The sequence below is a fragment of the Micromonospora sp. Llam0 genome, from assembly GCF_003751085.1.
In the GTDB taxonomy this organism is placed as follows: domain Bacteria; phylum Actinomycetota; class Actinomycetes; order Mycobacteriales; family Micromonosporaceae; genus Micromonospora_E.
On record NZ_RJJY01000001.1, the window covers coordinates 1,588,949 to 1,606,583 of the forward strand.

Genomic DNA, 17,635 nt, shown 5'->3' on the forward strand with positions numbered 1-17,635 from the left:
GGCTGACCCCGCACCACCACCGCCGGCTGATCCGCACCACGGTCGTCCGCCGGTCGATCAGTACCCCTGCGAACGAAGGTTGATGACAATGCTGACGCTGGGATTCAGCGGCCTCGACCGCAGCATGGCGCTCAAACGGGCGATCCTCGGCGACGGCTGGCACCGGGAACAGCGGATCGTCCAGGGCCTGGACTCCGCCGCGGCGCTGGTCGACGAGACCGGGGTGGTCGCGGCCGCGGCGCAGGAGCGCTACGACGGCGTGAAGGGGACCGGTCACTTCCCCAAGGATGCGATCGACGCGTGCCTACGGATCGCCGGGGTGTCGATGCGCGACGTCGAAATGGTCGCCCACGGTTTCCGGTACGAGCCGTCGCCGGTCTGGCGGCTCGATCACCTTTCGACCCGGTGGTACGAGCAGGTGTACGCGCAGGAGGTGCAGCGGGAGATCTTCCGCGCCCACTATCCGGCCGACCTCGCCGACCCCCGGATCGTCCACGTCCGCCACCACGAGGCGCACGCCGCCAGCAGCTACTACCTCAGCCTCGATCCACCGATGAAGGTTTGACCGGCAGGACCCCGGCTACAGAAAGTGCCCTCTGAACTGGAAGGATAGGAGTTCTGACGCTTCTATCACTCGGTTCGAGAGGGCACCTCGCAGGTGAGAATACGCCAGGACGCGCCGGTGGTGCGCGCGACGTTCGACGATCCGAATCTGGTGTCGTGTGCCGGTCTCGTTCCGGTGATGCGCCTTGCCGAGCAGGCCGGTCTGCACGACGCGGTCGCAGACCGGGTCAGGCTACCGACGGACAAGGGCGCGAACCCGGCCGGCAAGGTCGCCACGATCGTGGCCGGGATGCTCGCGGGCGCGGACAGCATCGACGACCTCGACATCGCCCGGCACGGCGGCATGCGGTCGCTGTTCGGCGGCGTGTACGCGCCGTCGACACTCGGGTCGTTCCTGCGTACGTTCACCCACGGGCACGTACGGCAGTTACAGGCCGCCGCCCGCGACACCCTGATCGGTCTGACCGGCCGGGCACCGATCCTGACCGGCGCCGACACCCTGTGCTTCGTGGACATCGACTCCATGCTGCGGCGGGTGTACGGCAAGCAGAAGCAGGGCATCGGGTTCGGCCACGCCAAGGTCGGCGGCTACAACGTCTACCTGCGCGGCTACAACCCCCTGGTCGCGACGCTGTCCACCCCGCTGTCCGCGCCGGTGATCGCCGCCACGAGGCTGCGGTCGGGTAACGCCGGCTCGGCCCGGGGCGCCGCCACCATGATCGCCGAGGCCATCACGACCGCCCGGGCATGCGGCGCTTCGGGGGAGATCATGGTGCGAGCGGACTCGGCGTTCTACGCCAAGACGGTGATCAGCGGCTGCCGGCGTCGTGGCGTGCGGTTCTCGGTCACCTGCCGCATCGACCCGAAGATCCGCGCCGCGTGCGACGGCATCGCCGCCGACCAGTGGGTCGACATCACCTATCCGCAGGCCGTCTGGGACGAAGACGCCGGCCGGTGGATCTCCGACGCGCAGATCGCCGAAACCACGTACACCGCGTTCGCCGGCACCCGACACGAGGCGACCGCCCGGCTGATCGTGCGCCGCGTCCGCCGCGACGACCCGCAACAGATCCCCGGCCAGGACGAACTCCTGCCGACCTACCGGTACCACGCCGTGTTCACCGACAGCCCGTACACCCTCGTCCAGGCCGAAGCCCAGCACCGGCAACACGCGATCATCGAGCAGGTCAACGCCGACCTGATCGCCGGGCCCCTCGCCCACCTGCCCTCCGGACACTTCAGCGCCAACGACGCCTGGCTGACCTGCGCCGCGATCACGCACAACCTCACCCGCGCCGCCGGACACCTCGCCGCGGGCACCTGGTCGACCGCCAGACCCGCCACCATCCGGACCCGGATCATCACCGTCGCGGCCCGCCTCGCCCACCGGGCCCGCACCATCCACCTACACCTGCCCGAGTACTGGCCCTGGCAGGCGGCGTTCGACAACCTGTTCACCGCCGTCCAGCCGGCACCCGGCTGACCACACCCCACCAGCCGAAACCAGGCGGCCCGACCACAGGCCACAATCCCCGTTCCACCTCGAACCCTCACCCTCGGAGCAAGCCGATCACGTGATCGGCGACTCCCTCACGCCCGCCCCACCACCCCAATACAGAAATGTTCAACCAACATTTAGCGGCAACCGCGTCGGTGGATCGAGGCTCAGCGGCTTCGATGAGGCGCTGGTCGTGGTGGCCGACGGCATGGGCGAGCAGGAGTCGTTGTCGGTGTTCGAGGGCCGCGGCGCCGCGCTGCGCCGGTGCGCCACCTTCCCGATCATGAGCTCGTTGGGGATCCTCTACAGCGTCTTCACCCACTACCTGGGCTTCCAGGCCGGCATGGACGAGTACAAGGTGATGGGTCTGGCACCGTACGGCGACCGGGACCGGCACCGGGCCGTGCTCGACGAGTTCGTCCAGCTCAAGCCCGACGGGGACTTCGCCATCCCGTTGCTGTCGGCCAACAAGTCCCCGCTGGAGCGCGAGACGCACCAGGGGGTGCTGCGTCTGCTGGAGGAGCGGCTGGGACCGGCGCGTTCACCCGACTCCGACCTGACGTCGCACCACATGGACGTGGCCGCCGCCCTGCAGGCGACGCTGGAGCGGACGCTGCTGCACGTGTTGGGCGAACACCGGCGCCGGACCGGCCTGCGGCGGCTCTGCATGGCCGGCGGCGTGGCGCTCAACTGCACCGCCAACGGCGTGGTGCTGCGCAGCGGGCTGTTCGACGAGGTGTTCATCCAGCCCGCCGCCGGCGACGACGGCAGTGCGCTCGGGGCGGCGCTGTACGCGCTGCGCCAGGAACGCCCGGCACCGCCGACCGGCATGCGGATGCCGTACTGGGGCGACGGCCCGACCGCCGCCGAGGTGGACGCGGCACTGCGCGACCTCGGCCCGGGCTTCGAATCCAGCCGGTACGCCGGCGAACAGCTGATCCCGGAGGTGATCGGACTCGTCGAGCGGGGCGCCACCGTCGCACTGTGCCAGGGGCGGATGGAGTTCGGCCCCCGTGCCCTCGGCAACCGCAGCATCCTCGCCGACCCACGCTCGCCCACCATGCGCGCCCATCTCAACACCGTGGTCAAGCAGCGGGAGGAGTTCCGCCCCTTCGCCCCGGCGGTGTCCGTCGAGGACGCCGCGACGTACTTCGACATCGCACCGGGCACCGAGTCGGCGTACCGCCACATGCTGACGGTCACCGGTGTCCGACCACCGTTCCAGGACCGGTTGCCCGCCGTGACGCACGTCGACGGGTCGGCCCGGGTGCAGGTGGTGGAGCGTGACTCCGCGCCGCTGTTCTGGGGACTGCTCCGCGAGATGGGCCGCCGCACCGGACTGCCGGTGCTGGTCAACACGTCGTTCAACCTGCGCGGGCAGCCGATCGTGCGGACCGCCGTCGACGCGGTCGCCACCTTCGCGCGATCGACCCTTGACGCCCTCGTCATCGGCGATGTGCTGGTCCGGCGGGTCGACGTAGGACCTGCCGGGACAGGGCGCGCCGAGCCCGACGGTGCTTGCGGGGTCGATGCGGGTGCCGGATCGGGGAGGACGGCATGACCGTCGACGACGAGCGGATCACCGCCGGCACGCCCGCCTTCGAGGAAGTCGTCCGTACCGCGTTCGGCCAGGTTCTCCAGCGGGCCGACGTCGATCCGGACGCCGACTTCTTCGATCTCGGCGGGCAGTCGCTGCAGGCCGTCGAGGTGGCGCTCGAACTTCGCCGACGTACCGGCATCCCGGTCGACCTCGATCTGCTGTTCACCTACCGGCGCCCGGTCGACGTGGGCACGTTCCTGGCCCAGCTGGCCCCGTCGGTGCGGCCGACGACGATGTCGCCGACCGAGGAGCGCATGCTGTTCCTGGACCGGCTGCATCCAGGGTCACCGCTGTACTGCGTGCCGGTCCGCTACCAGTTCGACGGCGAACTGGACACCGAGGCCCTGCACGCCGTCCTGCAGGACCTGGTGTCCGACCATGAAGCCCTGCGGACCTGCTTCACCGCGGACGGCCGGCGGCTGGTCCAGTCGGCAGCCACGCTGAGCTGGACGGTGCTGGACCTGTCCGGGGAGGAGCCCGAGCGGGCCGCCGCCGAGACCGGCCGGCACGTCGCCGCCGAGGTGCGCCGTCCGGTCCCCACCGACGTGGCGCCGCTCGCCCGGGCCAGCCTGGTGATCGAACGGTCGGACCGGCACGTGCTGCTGCTCACCCTGCACCACCTGATCGCCGACCAGCACTCCCTGGACCTGCTCGACCGACAACTGCAGCAGCGGTACGGCGAGCGCGTGGGGCTGAGCCGGGAGCTGCCGCCGCTGAGCCGTCGGGGCCTGGCCGGACGGCCCGACCCGACGGCGTCGCGGAACTACTGGCGTGGCCAGTTGGCGGGGCTCGGCGGCCGGATGGCACTGCCGGCCGACCGCACCCGCCCGGACGTGGTGGGGCCGGACGGCGAGGTGGTGAGCGCGGCACTCGGACCCGACCTGGTCGCCCGCCTGGCTGAGTTGGCGACCGCCGCCTCGGCGTCGGAGTTCATGGTGCTGCTGGCGGCCTACGCGGCCTTCCTCGGCCGGGCCACCGCGACCCGATCCGCCGCTGGCCGGGACGCCGCCGCCGACCCGGCCGACGTCGTGGTCGGCGCGCCGCTGAGTGGCCGGACAGCTGACGACGAGCAGACCGTCGGGATGTTCGTCAACGTCCTGCCGATCCGGGTGCGGGTGAGCGCCGACGTCACGTTCCGTCAGTTGGTCACCGAGGTGCGGGCGTTGGTCAGTGCCGCGCTGGCCTACCAGCAGACCCCGTTGCAGGAGCTGGTGGCGGAGGCGGCCGGGACCGGCGGTGCCCGCCACCACCCCCTCACCCAGGTCAGCATCTCGCATGTCGACAACCGCCGGTGGCACTGGGCGCCGACCGGCGGCCAGGCGACCCGGGCGGTGCTGCCCACCGGCACGGCCAAGTACGAACTGCTCTGGACCGTCACCACCGACGTCGCGTCGTCGACCTCCATGCTGGAGGCGAGCAGCGACCTGTTCAGCCGGGGCCGGGCCGAACACCTGCACGACCGGTTGCTGACGAGCCTGACCAACCTCGTCTCGGCGCCGGACGAGCCGGTCGGTCCGCTGCTGGACGCTGCGGTCGGTCCGGTGGCGGGCGGCGACGGGTATCGCCGACAGCCGGCCGCGGGTCCGGTGCACGAACTGGTGGCGGCCCGGGCCCGGGCCCACCCGTCGACCGTCGCGATCCGGCACGGACAGCGCGACGTGACCTACGGCGAACTGGACGCCGCCGCGTCCGCGCTGGCCGGTCGCCTGGTCGGCGAGGGAGTCCGACCGGGAGACCGGGTCGCGGTCGTCGCCGAGCGGGGCGCCGACGCGGTGACCGCCTTCCTGGCCGTACTGCGTGCCGGTGCGGCGTACCTTCCCATCGACGTCGCCCAGCCGCCCGGCCGCAGCCGGGCCATGATGCGCGACAGCGACGTCCGGCTGGCGCTGTGCGAACAGGGCTCCGCCGCGCACGCGCCGGACGAGGTGCGGACCGTCGGGCTGGCCCAGGCGTTGGCCGAGGTCCGCGACGTGCCCCGGCCCGTGCCGGCGGTCCCGGTGACGGTACGGCACGCGGCGTACGTCATGTACACCTCCGGATCCACCGGAACGCCCAAGGGCGTGGTGGTCCCGCACGAGGCGATCTGCCGGCTGGTGCCCCACTCGAACTACCTGCGGATCGACCGGCAGGACGTGGTCGCGCACCTGTCGAACGTCGCCTTTGACGCGGCCACCCTGGAGATCTGGGGGGCGTTGTGCGCCGGCGCGACGCTGGCGGTGGTGCCCCGCGAGGTCGCCCTGTCCCCCCACAAGATGGCACGGTTGCTCGCCCGTACCGGCGTGAGCGTCATGTTCACCACGAACGCGTTGCTCAACGCGATCGTGGCGCACGTCGCGGACGCCTTCGCCGGTCTGCGGGTGCTGCTCATCGGCGGCGACCAGTACGCGCTGGACCCGGTCCGGCGGATGCTTGCCGCCGGCGCCCCCCGGCAACTGCTCAACGCGTACGGCCCGACCGAGAACACCACCTTCTCCGCCGCGCACCGGGTCACCGACACGGACCTGGCGCTGGGGGTCATCCCGATCGGCGGGGCCATCGACGGCACGTACCTGCGGGTCCTCGACGACCGGCTGACCCCGGTCGCGCCCGGCGCTACCGGCGAACTGTATGTCGGGGGCCAGGGGCTCGCCGACGGCTACGTCAACGATGCCCGCCGGACCTGCGCGGCGTTCGTCGCCGACCCGTTGGCGGCCCGGCCCGGTGACCGGCTCTACCGCACCGGCGACCGGGTGCGGCTGCTGCCCGACGGTGGGGTCGTGTTCCTGGGCCGCCGCGACGACCAGGTCAAGGTCAGCGGCTTCCGGGTCGAGTTGGGGGAAGTGGAGAGGGCACTGCGGGCCTGCCCCGGGGTGGGCGACGGCGCGGTGTTCGCGGTTGCCACCGAGGGCGGAACCGAACTGGTCGCCGTACTGACCGGTCCGGCCGACCCGGCCGAGGTCCGGGAGCACCTGCGGGCCAACCTGCCGGCGTACATGGTGCCGGCGCGGTGTCACCGGGTCGACCGGCTGCCGATGACCCGCAACGGCAAGGTGGACCGCTCGGCGCTGACCGCGCTGTACCGCGACGCGGCGTCGGCGGCGGCCCCGGCCACTGCGGTGGGCGGCGCACCGGTGGGCGGCGATGCGCTGCCGCCGAGGGATCGGCCACCGACAGATCCGCTGCCGACCGACCCGGTCTCCGCCGGGCTCGCCGCCATCTGGCGGGACCTGCTCGGAGTCGCCGAGTTCGGCGCCGACAGCAACTTCTTCGAGCTGGGGGGCACCTCGATCAAGGCCCTGCATCTGGTCGGGGCGGTGCACCGGCAGTTCCACGTCGATCTGCAGATCGTCGCCGTGTTCCGGCGGCCCTCCTTCGCCGATCTGGCCGGCGAGGTCACTGACCTCGTCCGTACGCGGGGCCGCGGCGACGACGCGACGGAAGGTGCCCGGTAGTGGACCTCGGCGATCCCGATCTCTACCTCGACTCCGGCCGGTTCGCCCGGTGGCACCGCAACGCCGCCGCGGACGCCGTGCTGTGGAGCGATCCTGGTACGTCACCGGGCGGCTTCTGGTCGGTCTTCTCGATGGCCGCCTGCCGTGCGGTGCTGTCACCGAAGGCGCCGTTCACCTCCGAGTACGGGATGATGATCGGCTTCGACCGGGACCATCCGGACAAGGCCGGCGGCGGGATGCTGGTCGTCGCCGACGGCCCGCAGCACGGCCAGCTGCGCAGCGTCATCATGCCGTTCCTGTCCAGGGCGATGGCCGAAACCTTGGACGAGGCCGTCCGGCAGGAGGTACGGGGACTCGTCGCGGACGCTGTCGCCGCCGGCAGCGTCGACGTCGCCGCTACCCTCGCCCCGGTGATTCCGGCCAGCGTCGTCTGCCGGGTTCTGGGTGTGCCGGAGGCCGACCGCGACATGCTCATCGAGTTGACCAGTCACGCCTTCGGCGGTGCCGACGACACGTTCGACAAGTTGTCACCGGAGGCGGCGCACTCGGAGATGATCCTCTACTTGGCCGATCTGGTGGCCGCCCGGCGACGCGACCCGGGTGACGACCTGATCAGCGCGTTGGCCGGTGACCGCCGGTTGGGCCTGCGCGAGGTGCTGCTCAACTGCGACAACGTGCTCGTCGGCGGGAACGAGACCACCCGGCACGCGATCGCCGGCTGTTTCCACGCCCTGTCCACCACACCCGGGATCTTGGCCCGGCTGCGCGCGGATCCGGATCTTGTCGGGCCAACGGTCGAGGAGGTCATCCGGTGGACCTCACCCGCGATGCACGTGCTGCGGGTCGCCACCGACGATCTTGAACTGTCCGGTCAGCAGGTGACCAGCGGCGAGACGGTGGTCGCCTGGCTGCCGGCGGCCAACCGCGACCCGCGGCACTTCGACGCGGCCGACGATTTCCGACCCGACCGGCGGGCCAACCAGCATCTGGGCTTCGGGCACGGGCCACACCACTGTCTCGGTGCGGCGCTCGCCCGGCTGGAACTCCGGGCGCTGCTGACCGCGCTGACCGAACTCGTGGAGTCCGTCGCCGTGCGCGGGGAGCCGGTGCAACTGCGGTCCAACCTGGTCCACGGCTACCGCCACCTGCGGGTACGGCTGGAGCCTGTCCGTCCGTGAGTCGCCGAACCGAGAGGCGTTGAGTTGAGTGAGTGCTATCCGAGATCCCCAGTTCCGGCGGCTGTACGTCGGCGACGCGTTGTCCGGATTCGGGGACACCGCACTGTTGCTGGCCCTCGGCATCTGGGTCAAGGAACTCACCGGTAGCAACTCGGCGGCCGGTGTCGTCTTCCTCGCGATGGGCGTACCGGTGCTGTTCGCCCCGTTCGTCGGCCGGCAGATCGACCGGATTCGGCGCAAACCGCTGCTGATGGCCACCAACGCGTTCGCCGCGGTGGCGGTGCTGGCACTGCTGTTCGTGCGCTCCGCTGAAGACACCTGGATCATCTACGCCGTCGCCGTCCTCTACGGCTGTGTCTCCACCGTGCTCACCGCGGGCCGCAGCGCCCTGCTCAAGGACCTGTTGCCGGATCAGGACCTGGGGTCGGCCAACGCGGCGTTCGGCACGCTGTTCGGGTTCACCCGGATCCTGGCGCCGCTGGTCGGCTCCGGCATCTACGCGGCGCTCGGCGGCCACATGCTGGCGCTGCTCGACGCGCTGACCTTCGTCGCGGCGATCATCGCTCTGGCGACGGTGCGCGTCACCGAGTCGCAGCCGGAACGCACCGAGGAGCGGTTCAGCAGCGAGGTCCTCGCGGGCATCCGCTACATCCGTTCCGTCCCGTTGCTGACCCAGGTCACGGTGCTCAGCGCCGTCGCGTTCGGGGCGGTGGGATTCCTGGAACCGATCATCTTCGTCGTGGTCGAGGAGGGGTTGCACCGGCCGGCGGCGTTCTTCGGCGTGATCGTCAGCGTGCAGGGCATCGGCTCGATCATCGCCGGGTTCACCGGGGCGTGGCTGCTGCGCCGCGTCGGCGAGGCCCGGGCCATCGGCGGGGCGTTGATCGGGCTGGGCATCGGCTGCGCCGTGCTGGCCGTCGGCGCCACCTCGGTGGTGCTGGGCGGGGCGATCGGGGTCGGGCTGGCGGTCACCTGGTTCTCGATCGGATGGAACACGACGCTGCAGCGACACACGCCACCGCGGCTGCAGGGCCGGGTCTTCACCACCGCCGGGGTGATGGTGACGGTTCCGCAGACGGCCTGCATCGGGTTGGCCGCGGCGCTCATCGTCGTCGTGGACTACCGGCTGCTGCTGGCCCTGCTGTCGGTGGTCATCGTGCTCTGTGGGCTACGGCTGCTGGTGCGCCCGCAGCCGGCGCCGACACCGCCGCCGGCACCGGGTGACGGCGCGGACGCCGCGTCGAACGAGCCCTCGTCGCAACCGGCGCCGGGTGAACCGGCGGTCGCCGACGAAGCCGTGCACAGCAACCGGAAGTAGCCGGACCCGGACCGGTCCGTGCCAGGACGATCCAGATCGGAGGCAAGCGATGACCACAGCTGAGACGTCGATCACCCGGCGTACGGTGCGGGTGCCCTTCGCGGGTGGCCGCGAGGGTGAATGGCCGGTGACTCTCGCCCAGGGCAACGTCTTCGACTGGATGGGGTGGGAGGGCCACGGCGCGGTGTTCGCGCTCTACGCCGACCTGCCGGCCGGTCACACCGTCGACGAGGTACTCGACGCGGTCGGCGTTCTCGTGTCCCGGCACGAGGGGCTGCGGACGGTCTACGACACGAGCGCCGCCACCGGACGGACGCAGCGGGTGTTCCGTACCGGCCACATCGACGTGCTGCTGCTGGAGCTGGGGCCGGCGGCCGGGGACCGGACCCACATCACCGACCCGCCGGCACAGTTCGACCACGGTGGCGACTTCCCCGTCCGGATGGCGGTGGCCACCGACGCCGGGGTTCCGGTCCGGGCCGTGTTCGAGTTCTCCCACGTCGTCGCCGACCTGGTGGCGGCCGGCATCGTGCTGGACGAGTTGGTCGAACTCGTCGCCTCGTCCGAGCGCCAGGTAGGACCACCGATCTGGCAGCCCCCGGACCAGGCCGAGTACGAGCGCACGCCCGAGGCGAAACGGCGGATGGCGAAGACCCTGAACTACTGGTCCAGGCAGCTGCATGAGCTTCCTGCCTGCCTGCTGTCGGTGCCGGCCCGCACATCGGGCCCACCGGAATTCAGGCTCGCGACGATGCGGTCCGTCCCGGTCGCCAGGGCGCTGCGGGAGGTGTCCGCGCGGACCCGGGTCACGCCGGCGACGGTCCTGGTCACCACCATGGCCACGCTGCTGTCCTGGTGGACCGATACCGATCTGGCCGCGTTGGACACGCTCTACAGCAACCGGGCGTTGCCCCGGATGCGCAACTTCGTCGGCAGCATCGTGCAGAGCGCATTGGTCCCGTTCACCACCTCGCCCTCGTTCTACGAGACGCTGCGGCAGACCCACGCCGCGATCTTCAATGCCTACCAGTACGCCTACTTCGACGCCACTGCCGTCGCCGAGCTGGTCGAGTCGATCGGCGTGCAGCGGGGCTGCCCCCGGCACCGGGACCTGATCGTCAACGACATGAGCACCGGCCGGGGCGCGGCCTTCGACCGGCACGGTGGCGCGCGGTCCGACGTGACCGAGGTGACCAGCGGTCTGGAGACGACCACGGTGGATCCGATTCGGCTGACCATCCTGCAGACCGAGCCGACCGCGGTCCTCGGACTCACCTACGACGTGCGGCACGTGACCAACGACGAGGCGGCGGCGCTGCTCCGGTCACTGGAACGGATCCTGACCACGGCCGTGGAGCACGACGTCGACGTCGACAAGCTCGGCGAGCTGGTCGAACTCGACCGGATCGAGCGCGACGCGGGGTGGGCGAAGGTGAACGCGTCCTGGATCGACGTGGGCTCGATCGAGGCGACCCTGCGGGAGTCGGCCGACGACCCGACGGCCCGGGTGTTCGTCCGCACCGGTGTGGGCGGGGCCACCTCGCTGGTCGGGTATGCGGCACCGGTGGACCGGCGGACCGGTCCGCGTGAGCTGCACGCGGCGGTGATGGCCCGGCTGGGGGGTCGGCACGGGGTGACGGCACCGGATTCGTACGTCGTGTGTGCCAGAGCGCCACAGCGGCCGGAGAGCCTGCCCGGGTGGCAGGAGCAGCCGATCCGGAAGGCGGGGTCCGGCCGGTGACGAGGTGAACCCACCGACGTCGATCGCCGCGCCCGTTGCCGTGCCGGTGGATACGCTGGATCTCATGCCGAAGGCCATCTGGAACGGACTCGTGATCGCCGAGAGCGACGACACGGTCGTCGTCGAAGGAAACCACTACTTCCCCCGGTCGTCACTGCGCGACGACCTGGTGCGGGACTCCGACACTCACACCCACTGTCCGTGGAAGGGCGACGCCTCCTACCTCAGTCTGGAACACGAGGGTCAGCGCAGCGCCGACGCGGTCTGGTACTACCCGGCACCGCTTCCGGCGGCCGAGATGGTCCGGGACCGGGTCGCCTTCTGGCGTGAGGTGGAGGTCGTCGACAGCTGACAGGCCGGGTGCGAGCCGTCAGGCGTCTGACGGGGTCGGGAAAGGGTCTTGTCGGCCCGGATGCATCCTGATACCGTCCTCTGCATAGAAATGCGGAGGTGGGTATGGGCATCCGGGTCGCCGTCGCCGGCGCGAGCGGGTACGCCGGGGGAGAGCTGCTGCGACTGATCGCCGGGCACCCCGAACTGGACCTGGTCGCCGCCACGGCGCACAGCCAGGCGGGCGCTCCGGTCGCCGCCGTACACCCGCATCTGGCCGGCCTCGACCTGGTGTTCGTCGCCACCGATCCGACCGACCTGGCCGCCGCGGACCTGGTCTTCCTGGCCCTGCCACACGGCGAGTCGGCCGCGCTCGCCGCCACCCTGCCGGCCGACGTCAAGGTCGTCGACCTCGGTGCCGACCACCGGCTCGCCGACGCCGCCGCCTGGTCCCGTTACTACGGCGGCCAGCACGTCGGCGCCTGGGCGTACGGGCTTCCGGAGCTACCCGGCCAGCGGGACCGGGTCGCCGCCGCCGACCGGGTCGCCGCCACCGGTTGCTACGCGGTCGCCACCACCCTGGCGCTCGCGCCGCTGATCGCCGCCGGAGTGGTCGCCCCCGACGACGTCGTGGTGGTCGCCGCCAGCGGTACGTCCGGCGCCGGCCGGTCCGCCAAGACCCACCTGCTGGCCAGCGAGGTGATGGGCAGCCTGTCGCCGTACAAGGTCGGCGCGCATCAGCACGTGCCGGAGATCAAGCAGGCCACCGGAGCGACCAGCCTGTCCTTCACCCCGGTGCTGGCTCCGATGCCGCGCGGCATCCTGGCCACGGTCACGGCCCGCCCGGCCGGCGGAGCCGGCACCGACCCGGCCACCGCCGCGCGCGAGGCGCTGACCGCCGGGTACGCCGACGAACCGTTCGTCCGCCTCCTGCCAGCCGGCACCTGGCCGGCCACCGCAGCGACTCTCGGATCCAACGCCTGCCACCTGCAGGTGACCACCGACGTCGACTCGGGACGGGTGATCGTGACCAGCGCCATCGACAACCTCGGCAAGGGTGCCGCCGGTCAGGCCGTACAGTGCGCCAACCTGATGCTCGGCCTGCCGGAGACCACTGGCCTGACCGCCTTCGGGGTTTCGCCATGACGGTCACGGCTCCCCAGGGGTTCCGGGCGGCCGGGGTGGCCGCCGGGCTCAAAGCCAGCGGTGCGACCGACGTCGCTCTGGTCGTCAACGAGGGACCGGCGACCACCGCCGCCGGGGTGTTCACCGCCAACCGGGTGCAGGCCGCGCCGGTGCGGTGGAGCCGGCAGGTGCTGCGCGCCGGCAAACTGCGCGCGGTGGTGCTCAACTCCGGCGGGGCCAACGCGTGCACCGGGCCGGGCGGCTTCCAGGACACCCATGCCACCGCCGAACACGTCGCCACGACCCTCAGCGCGACAGGTGGCACGGACGTCGGGGCCGGTGAGGTCGCGGTCTGCTCGACCGGGCTGATCGGCGAACGGCTGCCGATGGACAAGCTGCTCGCCGGAGTGACCGCGGCGGTCACCGGGCTCTCCGTCGACGCCGGACCGGCCGCCGCCGAAGCGATCATGACGACCGACACCCGGCCGAAGACGACCGTCGTCGACGGCGGCCCGGCCGGCACCGGCGGACAGGCCTGGCGGGTCGGCGGGATGGCCAAGGGCGCGGGCATGCTCGCCCCGTCCATGGCGACGATGCTCTGCGTACTGACCACCGACGCGTTCGCCGACGCCGCCGACCTGGCCGCCGCGCTGCGCGAGGCCTGCCGGACCACCTTCGACCGGATCGACTCCGACGGCTGCCTGTCCACCAACGACACGGTGCTGCTGCTGGCCAGCGGCGCCTCCGGGGTCACCCCGTCGGCCGGGGAGCTGACCGCCGCGGTCACCGCCGCCTGTGCCGACCTGGCCCGGCAACTGATCGCCGACGCCGAAGGTGCCAGCAAGGAGGCCGCCATCGAGGTGCTCGGCGCGGCCAGCGAGGCCGACGCGGTGCAGGTCGGCCGGGCGGTGGCCCGCAACAACCTGGTCAAGACCGCGCTGTTCGGCAACGACCCCAACTGGGGGCGGATCCTCGCGGCGGTCGGCACCACCAGCGCCACGTTCGACCCTGACCAGCTCGACGTGGCGATCAACGACGTGTGGATCTGCCGGGACGGGGCCGCCGCCGCGCCCCGCGACCAGGTCGACCTGACCGGCCGGCAGGTGCACATCCGTATCGACCTGAAGGCCGGCTCCGACACCGCGACCATCTGGACCAACGACCTGTCGCACGCGTACGTGCACGAGAACTCGGCGTACTCGACATGACGGATTCCCACGGACAGCTGAGCCGCGATCTCAGCCTCGCCCAGACCAAGGCCGCCACCCTGATCGAGGCGCTGCCCTGGCTGGCCCGCTTCCACGGGGCCACCGTGGTCGTCAAGTACGGCGGCAACGCCATGATCGACCCGCAGCTGCAGCGGGCCTTCGCCGCCGACATGGTCTTCCTGCGCTACGCCGGCATCCGACCGGTCGTGGTGCACGGCGGCGGGCCGCAGATCTCCAGCATGCTGCGCCGGCTCGGTATCGCCAGCGAGTTCAAGGGCGGCCTGCGGGTCACCACCCCGGAAGCGATGGACGTGGTCCGGATGGTGCTCGTCGGCCAGGTCGGCCGGGAACTCGTCGGCCTGATCAACGAGCACGGGCCGTACGCCGTCGGACTGTCCGGCGAGGACGCCCACCTGTTCACCGCCGTCCGCCGGCCCGCCTGGGTCGACGGTGAGCCGGTCGATGTCGGCCAGGTCGGCGACGTCGACACGGTCAACCCGTCGGCGGTCGCCGACATCATCTCGGCCGGCCGGATTCCGGTGATCTCCACGGTCGCGCCCGACGTCGACGGCGTGCTGCACAACCTCAACGCCGACACAGCCGCCGCCGCGCTGGCCGTCGCGTTGCGGGCCCGTAAGCTGGTCGTGCTCACCGACGTGCCCGGCCTGTACGCCGACTGGCCCGACACCGCCAGCCTGATCAGCCGGATCGACGCCGACGACCTGGCCGACCTGCTGCCCACCCTCGCCGCCGGCATGGTGCCGAAGATGGAGGCCTGCCTGCGGGCGGTGCGCGGCGGGGTACCCGCCGCGCACGTGGTCGACGGCCGGGTGGCCCACTCCACATTGCTGGAGGTCTTCACCTCGGAGGGCTTCGGCACCATGGTCACCGATCCGACGAACGACGGGGAGTCCTGAATGGCCTCGCTGCGGGACCGCTGGTCCGCATCGTTGATGGACAACTACGGCACACCACCGCTGGCGTTGGTGCGCGGCGAGGGCGCGACCGTCGTCGCTGAGGACGGCCGACGCTACCTCGACCTGCTGGGCGGCATCGCGGTCAACTCGCTCGGGCACGCCCACCCGGCGGTCGTCGAGGCCGTCACCCGGCAGATCGGCACCCTCGGACACGTCTCGAACCTCTACGTCGCCGAACCGCCGGTGGCCCTGGCCGAACTGCTGCTCGCCCTGACCGGACGCCCCGGTGCGGTGTTCTTCTGCAACTCCGGGGCCGAGGCGGTCGAGGCCGCGTTCAAGCTGTCCCGGCGTACCGGCCGGACCCACGTCGTCGCCACCCACGACGGCTTCCACGGCCGGACCATGGGGGCCCTGGCGTTGACCGGGCAGCCGGCCAAGGCCGACCCGTTCCGGCCGCTGCCCGGCGAGGTCACCCATGTGCCGTACGGCGACACCGCCGCGCTCGCCGCCGCCGTCACCGACCGCACCGCCATGGTCATCCTGGAGCCGATCCAGGGCGAGGCCGGCGTGGTGGTGCCGCCGCCCGGCTACCTGGCCGCCGCCCGGGAGATCACCAGCCGGCACGGTGCCCTGCTCACCCTCGACGAGGTGCAGACCGGAGTCGGACGGACCGGCCACTGGTTCGCCCACCAGGCCGACGGGATCACCCCGGACATCGTCACTCTCGCCAAAGGGCTGGGCGGCGGGCTGCCGATCGGTGCCTGCATCGCGTTCGCCGATTCGCCGATCGCCGCCACAGTGGATCTCGACGTGGTACCGGCCGGCGACTCGGCGGCGCCGCTCACCCCGGCCGCGCTGCTGACCCCGGGCAGCCATGGCAGTACCTTCGGTGGCAACCCGGTCTGCTGCGCCGCCGCTCTCGCCGTGCTGCGCACCATCGCCGCCGAAGGGCTGCTCGACCACGTCAAACGGGTCGGCGAGCAGCTGCGTCGCGGCGTCGAAGCGCTCGGCCATCCGCTGGTCTCCGGCGTACGCGGTGCCGGTCTGCTGCTCGGCCTGGTGCTCACCGCGCCGGCCGCCCCGGCGGTCGCCGCCGCGCTGCGCGACGCCGGTTTCCTGGTCAACCCGGCCCAGCCGGATCTGCTCCGGCTGGCTCCGCCGCTGATTCTCACCGCCGAGCAGGCCGACGAGTTCCTGGCCGCGCTGCCGGCCGTCCTCACCGCCGTCACCGACGCTGCGGCGACCTCTGGAGCGGCGTCGTGATCCGGCACCTGCTGCGCGACGACGACCTCAGCCCGGCCGAGCAGGCCGCCGTGCTGGACCTGGCCGCCGAGATGAAGGCCGACCGGTACGGCCACCGGCCGTTGGCCGGCCCCCGCTCGGTGGCGGTGCTGTTCGACAAGCAGAGCCTGCGGACCCGGCTGTCGTTCGACGTCGGCATCGCCGAGCTGGGCGGTAACCCGATCGTGGTCGACACCCAGGCCACCCACTTCGGTCGCGGCGAGACGCTGGCCGACGCCGGCCGGGTGCTGTCGCGCTACGTCGCGGCGATCGTGATGCGTACCTTCGGCGACGAGCGGCTCGCCGAGGTCGCCGCCGGCGCGAGCGTGCCGGTGGTCAACGCGCTCACCGACGGGTTTCACCCCTGCCAGCTGCTCGCCGACCTGCTGACCGTGCGGGAACACTGCGGCGGCACCGCCGGGCGGACCCTGACCTACGTCGGCGACGCCGCGAACAACATGGCGAGTTCCTACCTGCTCGCCGGGGCCACCGCCGGGATGCATGTGCGGGTGTCCGGGCCGACCGGGCACGACCCGTCCCCTTCGGTGGTCTCCCGGGCCGGGGAGATCGCCGCCTGGACGGGCGGGTCAGTGCAGGTCATCCGGGACCCGAAGGAGGCGGTCGACGGCGCTGACGTGGTGGCCACCGACACCTGGACGTCGATGGGCCAGGAGGGCGACGGCCGGGACCGGCGTACTCCGTTCTGGCCGTACCAGGTCAACCAGGATCTGCTCGACGCCGCCGCGCCGGAGGCGATCGTGCTGCACTGCCTGCCCGCCCACCGTGGCGAGGAGATCACCGACGAGGTGCTCGACGGCGCGCGCAGTGCCGTGTACGACCAGGCGGAGAACCGGCTGCACGCGCAGAAGGCGCTGCTGGCCTGGCTGCTGCGCCAGCCGGACGAGTCGTCGTGACCGGGCCGGCGACCCGAACCGCCCGGCACGCCCGGATCATCGAACTGATCCGGGCCAAGGCGATCCGCTCCCAGACCGAGCTGGCCGAGCTGCTCGCCGCCGACGGCATGCAGGTCACCCAGGCGACCCTGTCGCGGGACCTGGAGGAGCTCGGCGCGGTTAAGGTCCGCGGCCGGGACGGCGGCCCAGCGGTCTACCTCATCCCGGAGGACGGCAACCCGACGCTGCGTCCCGCCGAGCAGGCCCCGGCCCGCCTGGTCCGGCTGCTGCACGAGCTGCTGACCGGGGTCGACGCCAGTGGCAACATCTGCGTGCTGCGTACCCCACCGGGTGCGGCGCAGTTCCTGGCCAGCGCGCTGGACCGGTCCGGGCTGCCGGACGTGGTCGGCACCATCGCCGGTGACGACACCATCCTGGTCGTCGCCCGCGACCCGGTCGGCGGCGCCGACCTGGCCGGCAAGCTCTCCACCTGGGCCGCCACCCCGCCCGGCCCGACCACCACCTGAACCGCCCGACCACCCCCGCTGAAC

14 protein-coding genes are annotated in these 17,635 nt (G+C 72.0%); all 14 read left to right on the forward strand.

Annotated elements, in window-relative coordinates; all coding sequences use genetic code 11:
- Nucleotides 1-88: 88 nt before the first annotated feature.
- The gene (locus EDC02_RS07180; protein ID WP_158632084.1) at nucleotides 89-565 is read left to right on the forward strand and encodes a hypothetical protein; all 477 of its coding nucleotides are present in this window, start codon (nucleotides 89-91) and stop codon (nucleotides 563-565) included.
- Between the two features lie 93 nt (nucleotides 566-658).
- The gene (locus EDC02_RS07185) at nucleotides 659-2,047 is read left to right on the forward strand and encodes an IS1380 family transposase (RefSeq protein WP_199757495.1); all 1,389 of its coding nucleotides are present in this window, start codon (nucleotides 659-661) and stop codon (nucleotides 2,045-2,047) included.
- Between the two features lie 91 nt (nucleotides 2,048-2,138).
- Nucleotides 2,139-3,623 carry a carbamoyltransferase C-terminal domain-containing protein gene (locus tag EDC02_RS07190; RefSeq protein ID WP_255499988.1) on the forward strand — a complete coding sequence of 495 codons (1,485 nt, stop codon included), beginning with the start codon at nucleotides 2,139-2,141 and terminating at the stop codon, nucleotides 3,621-3,623.
- The gene (locus EDC02_RS07195; RefSeq protein ID WP_123601283.1) at nucleotides 3,620-7,093 is read left to right on the forward strand and encodes a non-ribosomal peptide synthetase; all 3,474 of its coding nucleotides are present in this window, start codon (nucleotides 3,620-3,622) and stop codon (nucleotides 7,091-7,093) included. The genes EDC02_RS07190 and EDC02_RS07195 overlap by 4 nt, the downstream gene beginning before the upstream one ends.
- Nucleotides 7,093-8,271 carry a cytochrome P450 gene (locus tag EDC02_RS07200; RefSeq protein ID WP_123601284.1) on the forward strand — a complete coding sequence of 393 codons (1,179 nt, stop codon included), beginning with the start codon at nucleotides 7,093-7,095 and terminating at the stop codon, nucleotides 8,269-8,271. The genes EDC02_RS07195 and EDC02_RS07200 overlap by 1 nt, the downstream gene beginning before the upstream one ends.
- Nucleotides 8,272-8,299: 28 nt before the next feature.
- Nucleotides 8,300-9,589, forward strand: a complete 1,290-nt coding sequence (locus tag EDC02_RS07205) for an MFS transporter (protein WP_123601285.1) — start codon at nucleotides 8,300-8,302, stop codon at nucleotides 9,587-9,589.
- 49 nt (nucleotides 9,590-9,638) lie between these two features.
- On the forward strand, nucleotides 9,639-11,330 hold the full coding sequence (locus EDC02_RS07210) for a condensation domain-containing protein (protein WP_123601286.1): 1,692 nt from the start codon (nucleotides 9,639-9,641) through the stop codon (nucleotides 11,328-11,330).
- A 64-nt stretch (nucleotides 11,331-11,394) separates the two neighbouring features.
- Entirely contained in the window at nucleotides 11,395-11,682 is a 288-nt protein-coding gene (locus EDC02_RS07215) for a DUF427 domain-containing protein (protein WP_123604579.1), read from the forward strand.
- Between the two features lie 104 nt (nucleotides 11,683-11,786).
- Nucleotides 11,787-12,806, forward strand: a complete 1,020-nt coding sequence (argC, locus tag EDC02_RS07220; protein WP_123601287.1) for an N-acetyl-gamma-glutamyl-phosphate reductase — start codon at nucleotides 11,787-11,789, stop codon at nucleotides 12,804-12,806.
- A complete protein-coding gene (gene argJ / locus EDC02_RS07225) occupies nucleotides 12,803-13,993 on the forward strand; it encodes a bifunctional glutamate N-acetyltransferase/amino-acid acetyltransferase ArgJ (RefSeq protein ID WP_123601288.1) in 1,191 nt (396 codons plus the stop codon). The genes argC and argJ overlap by 4 nt, the downstream gene beginning before the upstream one ends.
- On the forward strand, nucleotides 13,990-14,910 hold the full coding sequence (argB, locus tag EDC02_RS07230) for an acetylglutamate kinase (protein WP_123601289.1): 921 nt from the start codon (nucleotides 13,990-13,992) through the stop codon (nucleotides 14,908-14,910). Before argJ ends, argB begins: the two co-directional genes overlap by 4 nt.
- A complete protein-coding gene (locus EDC02_RS07235) occupies nucleotides 14,911-16,173 on the forward strand; it encodes an aspartate aminotransferase family protein (protein WP_123601290.1) in 1,263 nt (420 codons plus the stop codon).
- Nucleotides 16,170-17,105, forward strand: coding sequence for an ornithine carbamoyltransferase (gene argF / locus EDC02_RS07240; RefSeq protein WP_123601291.1), 936 nt, complete (start codon nucleotides 16,170-16,172; stop codon nucleotides 17,103-17,105). Before EDC02_RS07235 ends, argF begins: the two co-directional genes overlap by 4 nt.
- Complete coding sequence (locus tag EDC02_RS07245; protein ID WP_123601292.1) at nucleotides 17,102-17,611, forward strand: arginine repressor; 510 nt, start codon at nucleotides 17,102-17,104, stop codon at nucleotides 17,609-17,611. Before argF ends, EDC02_RS07245 begins: the two co-directional genes overlap by 4 nt.
- Nucleotides 17,612-17,635 lie beyond the last annotated feature (24 nt).

Coding starts and splice junctions, on each gene's coding strand:
- EDC02_RS07180 (WP_158632084.1), top strand. CDS start 89: ATGCTGACGCTGGGATTCAGCGGCCTCGACCGCAGCATGGCGCTCAAA.
- EDC02_RS07195 (WP_123601283.1), top strand. CDS start 3,620: ATGACCGTCGACGACGAGCGGATCACCGCCGGCACGCCCGCCTTCGAG.
- EDC02_RS07210 (WP_123601286.1), top strand. CDS start 9,639: ATGACCACAGCTGAGACGTCGATCACCCGGCGTACGGTGCGGGTGCCC.
- EDC02_RS07215 (WP_123604579.1), top strand. CDS start 11,395: ATGCCGAAGGCCATCTGGAACGGACTCGTGATCGCCGAGAGCGACGAC.
- argC (WP_123601287.1), top strand. CDS start 11,787: ATGGGCATCCGGGTCGCCGTCGCCGGCGCGAGCGGGTACGCCGGGGGA.
- argJ (WP_123601288.1), top strand. CDS start 12,803: ATGACGGTCACGGCTCCCCAGGGGTTCCGGGCGGCCGGGGTGGCCGCC.
- argB (WP_123601289.1), top strand. CDS start 13,990: ATGACGGATTCCCACGGACAGCTGAGCCGCGATCTCAGCCTCGCCCAG.
- EDC02_RS07235 (WP_123601290.1), top strand. CDS start 14,911: ATGGCCTCGCTGCGGGACCGCTGGTCCGCATCGTTGATGGACAACTAC.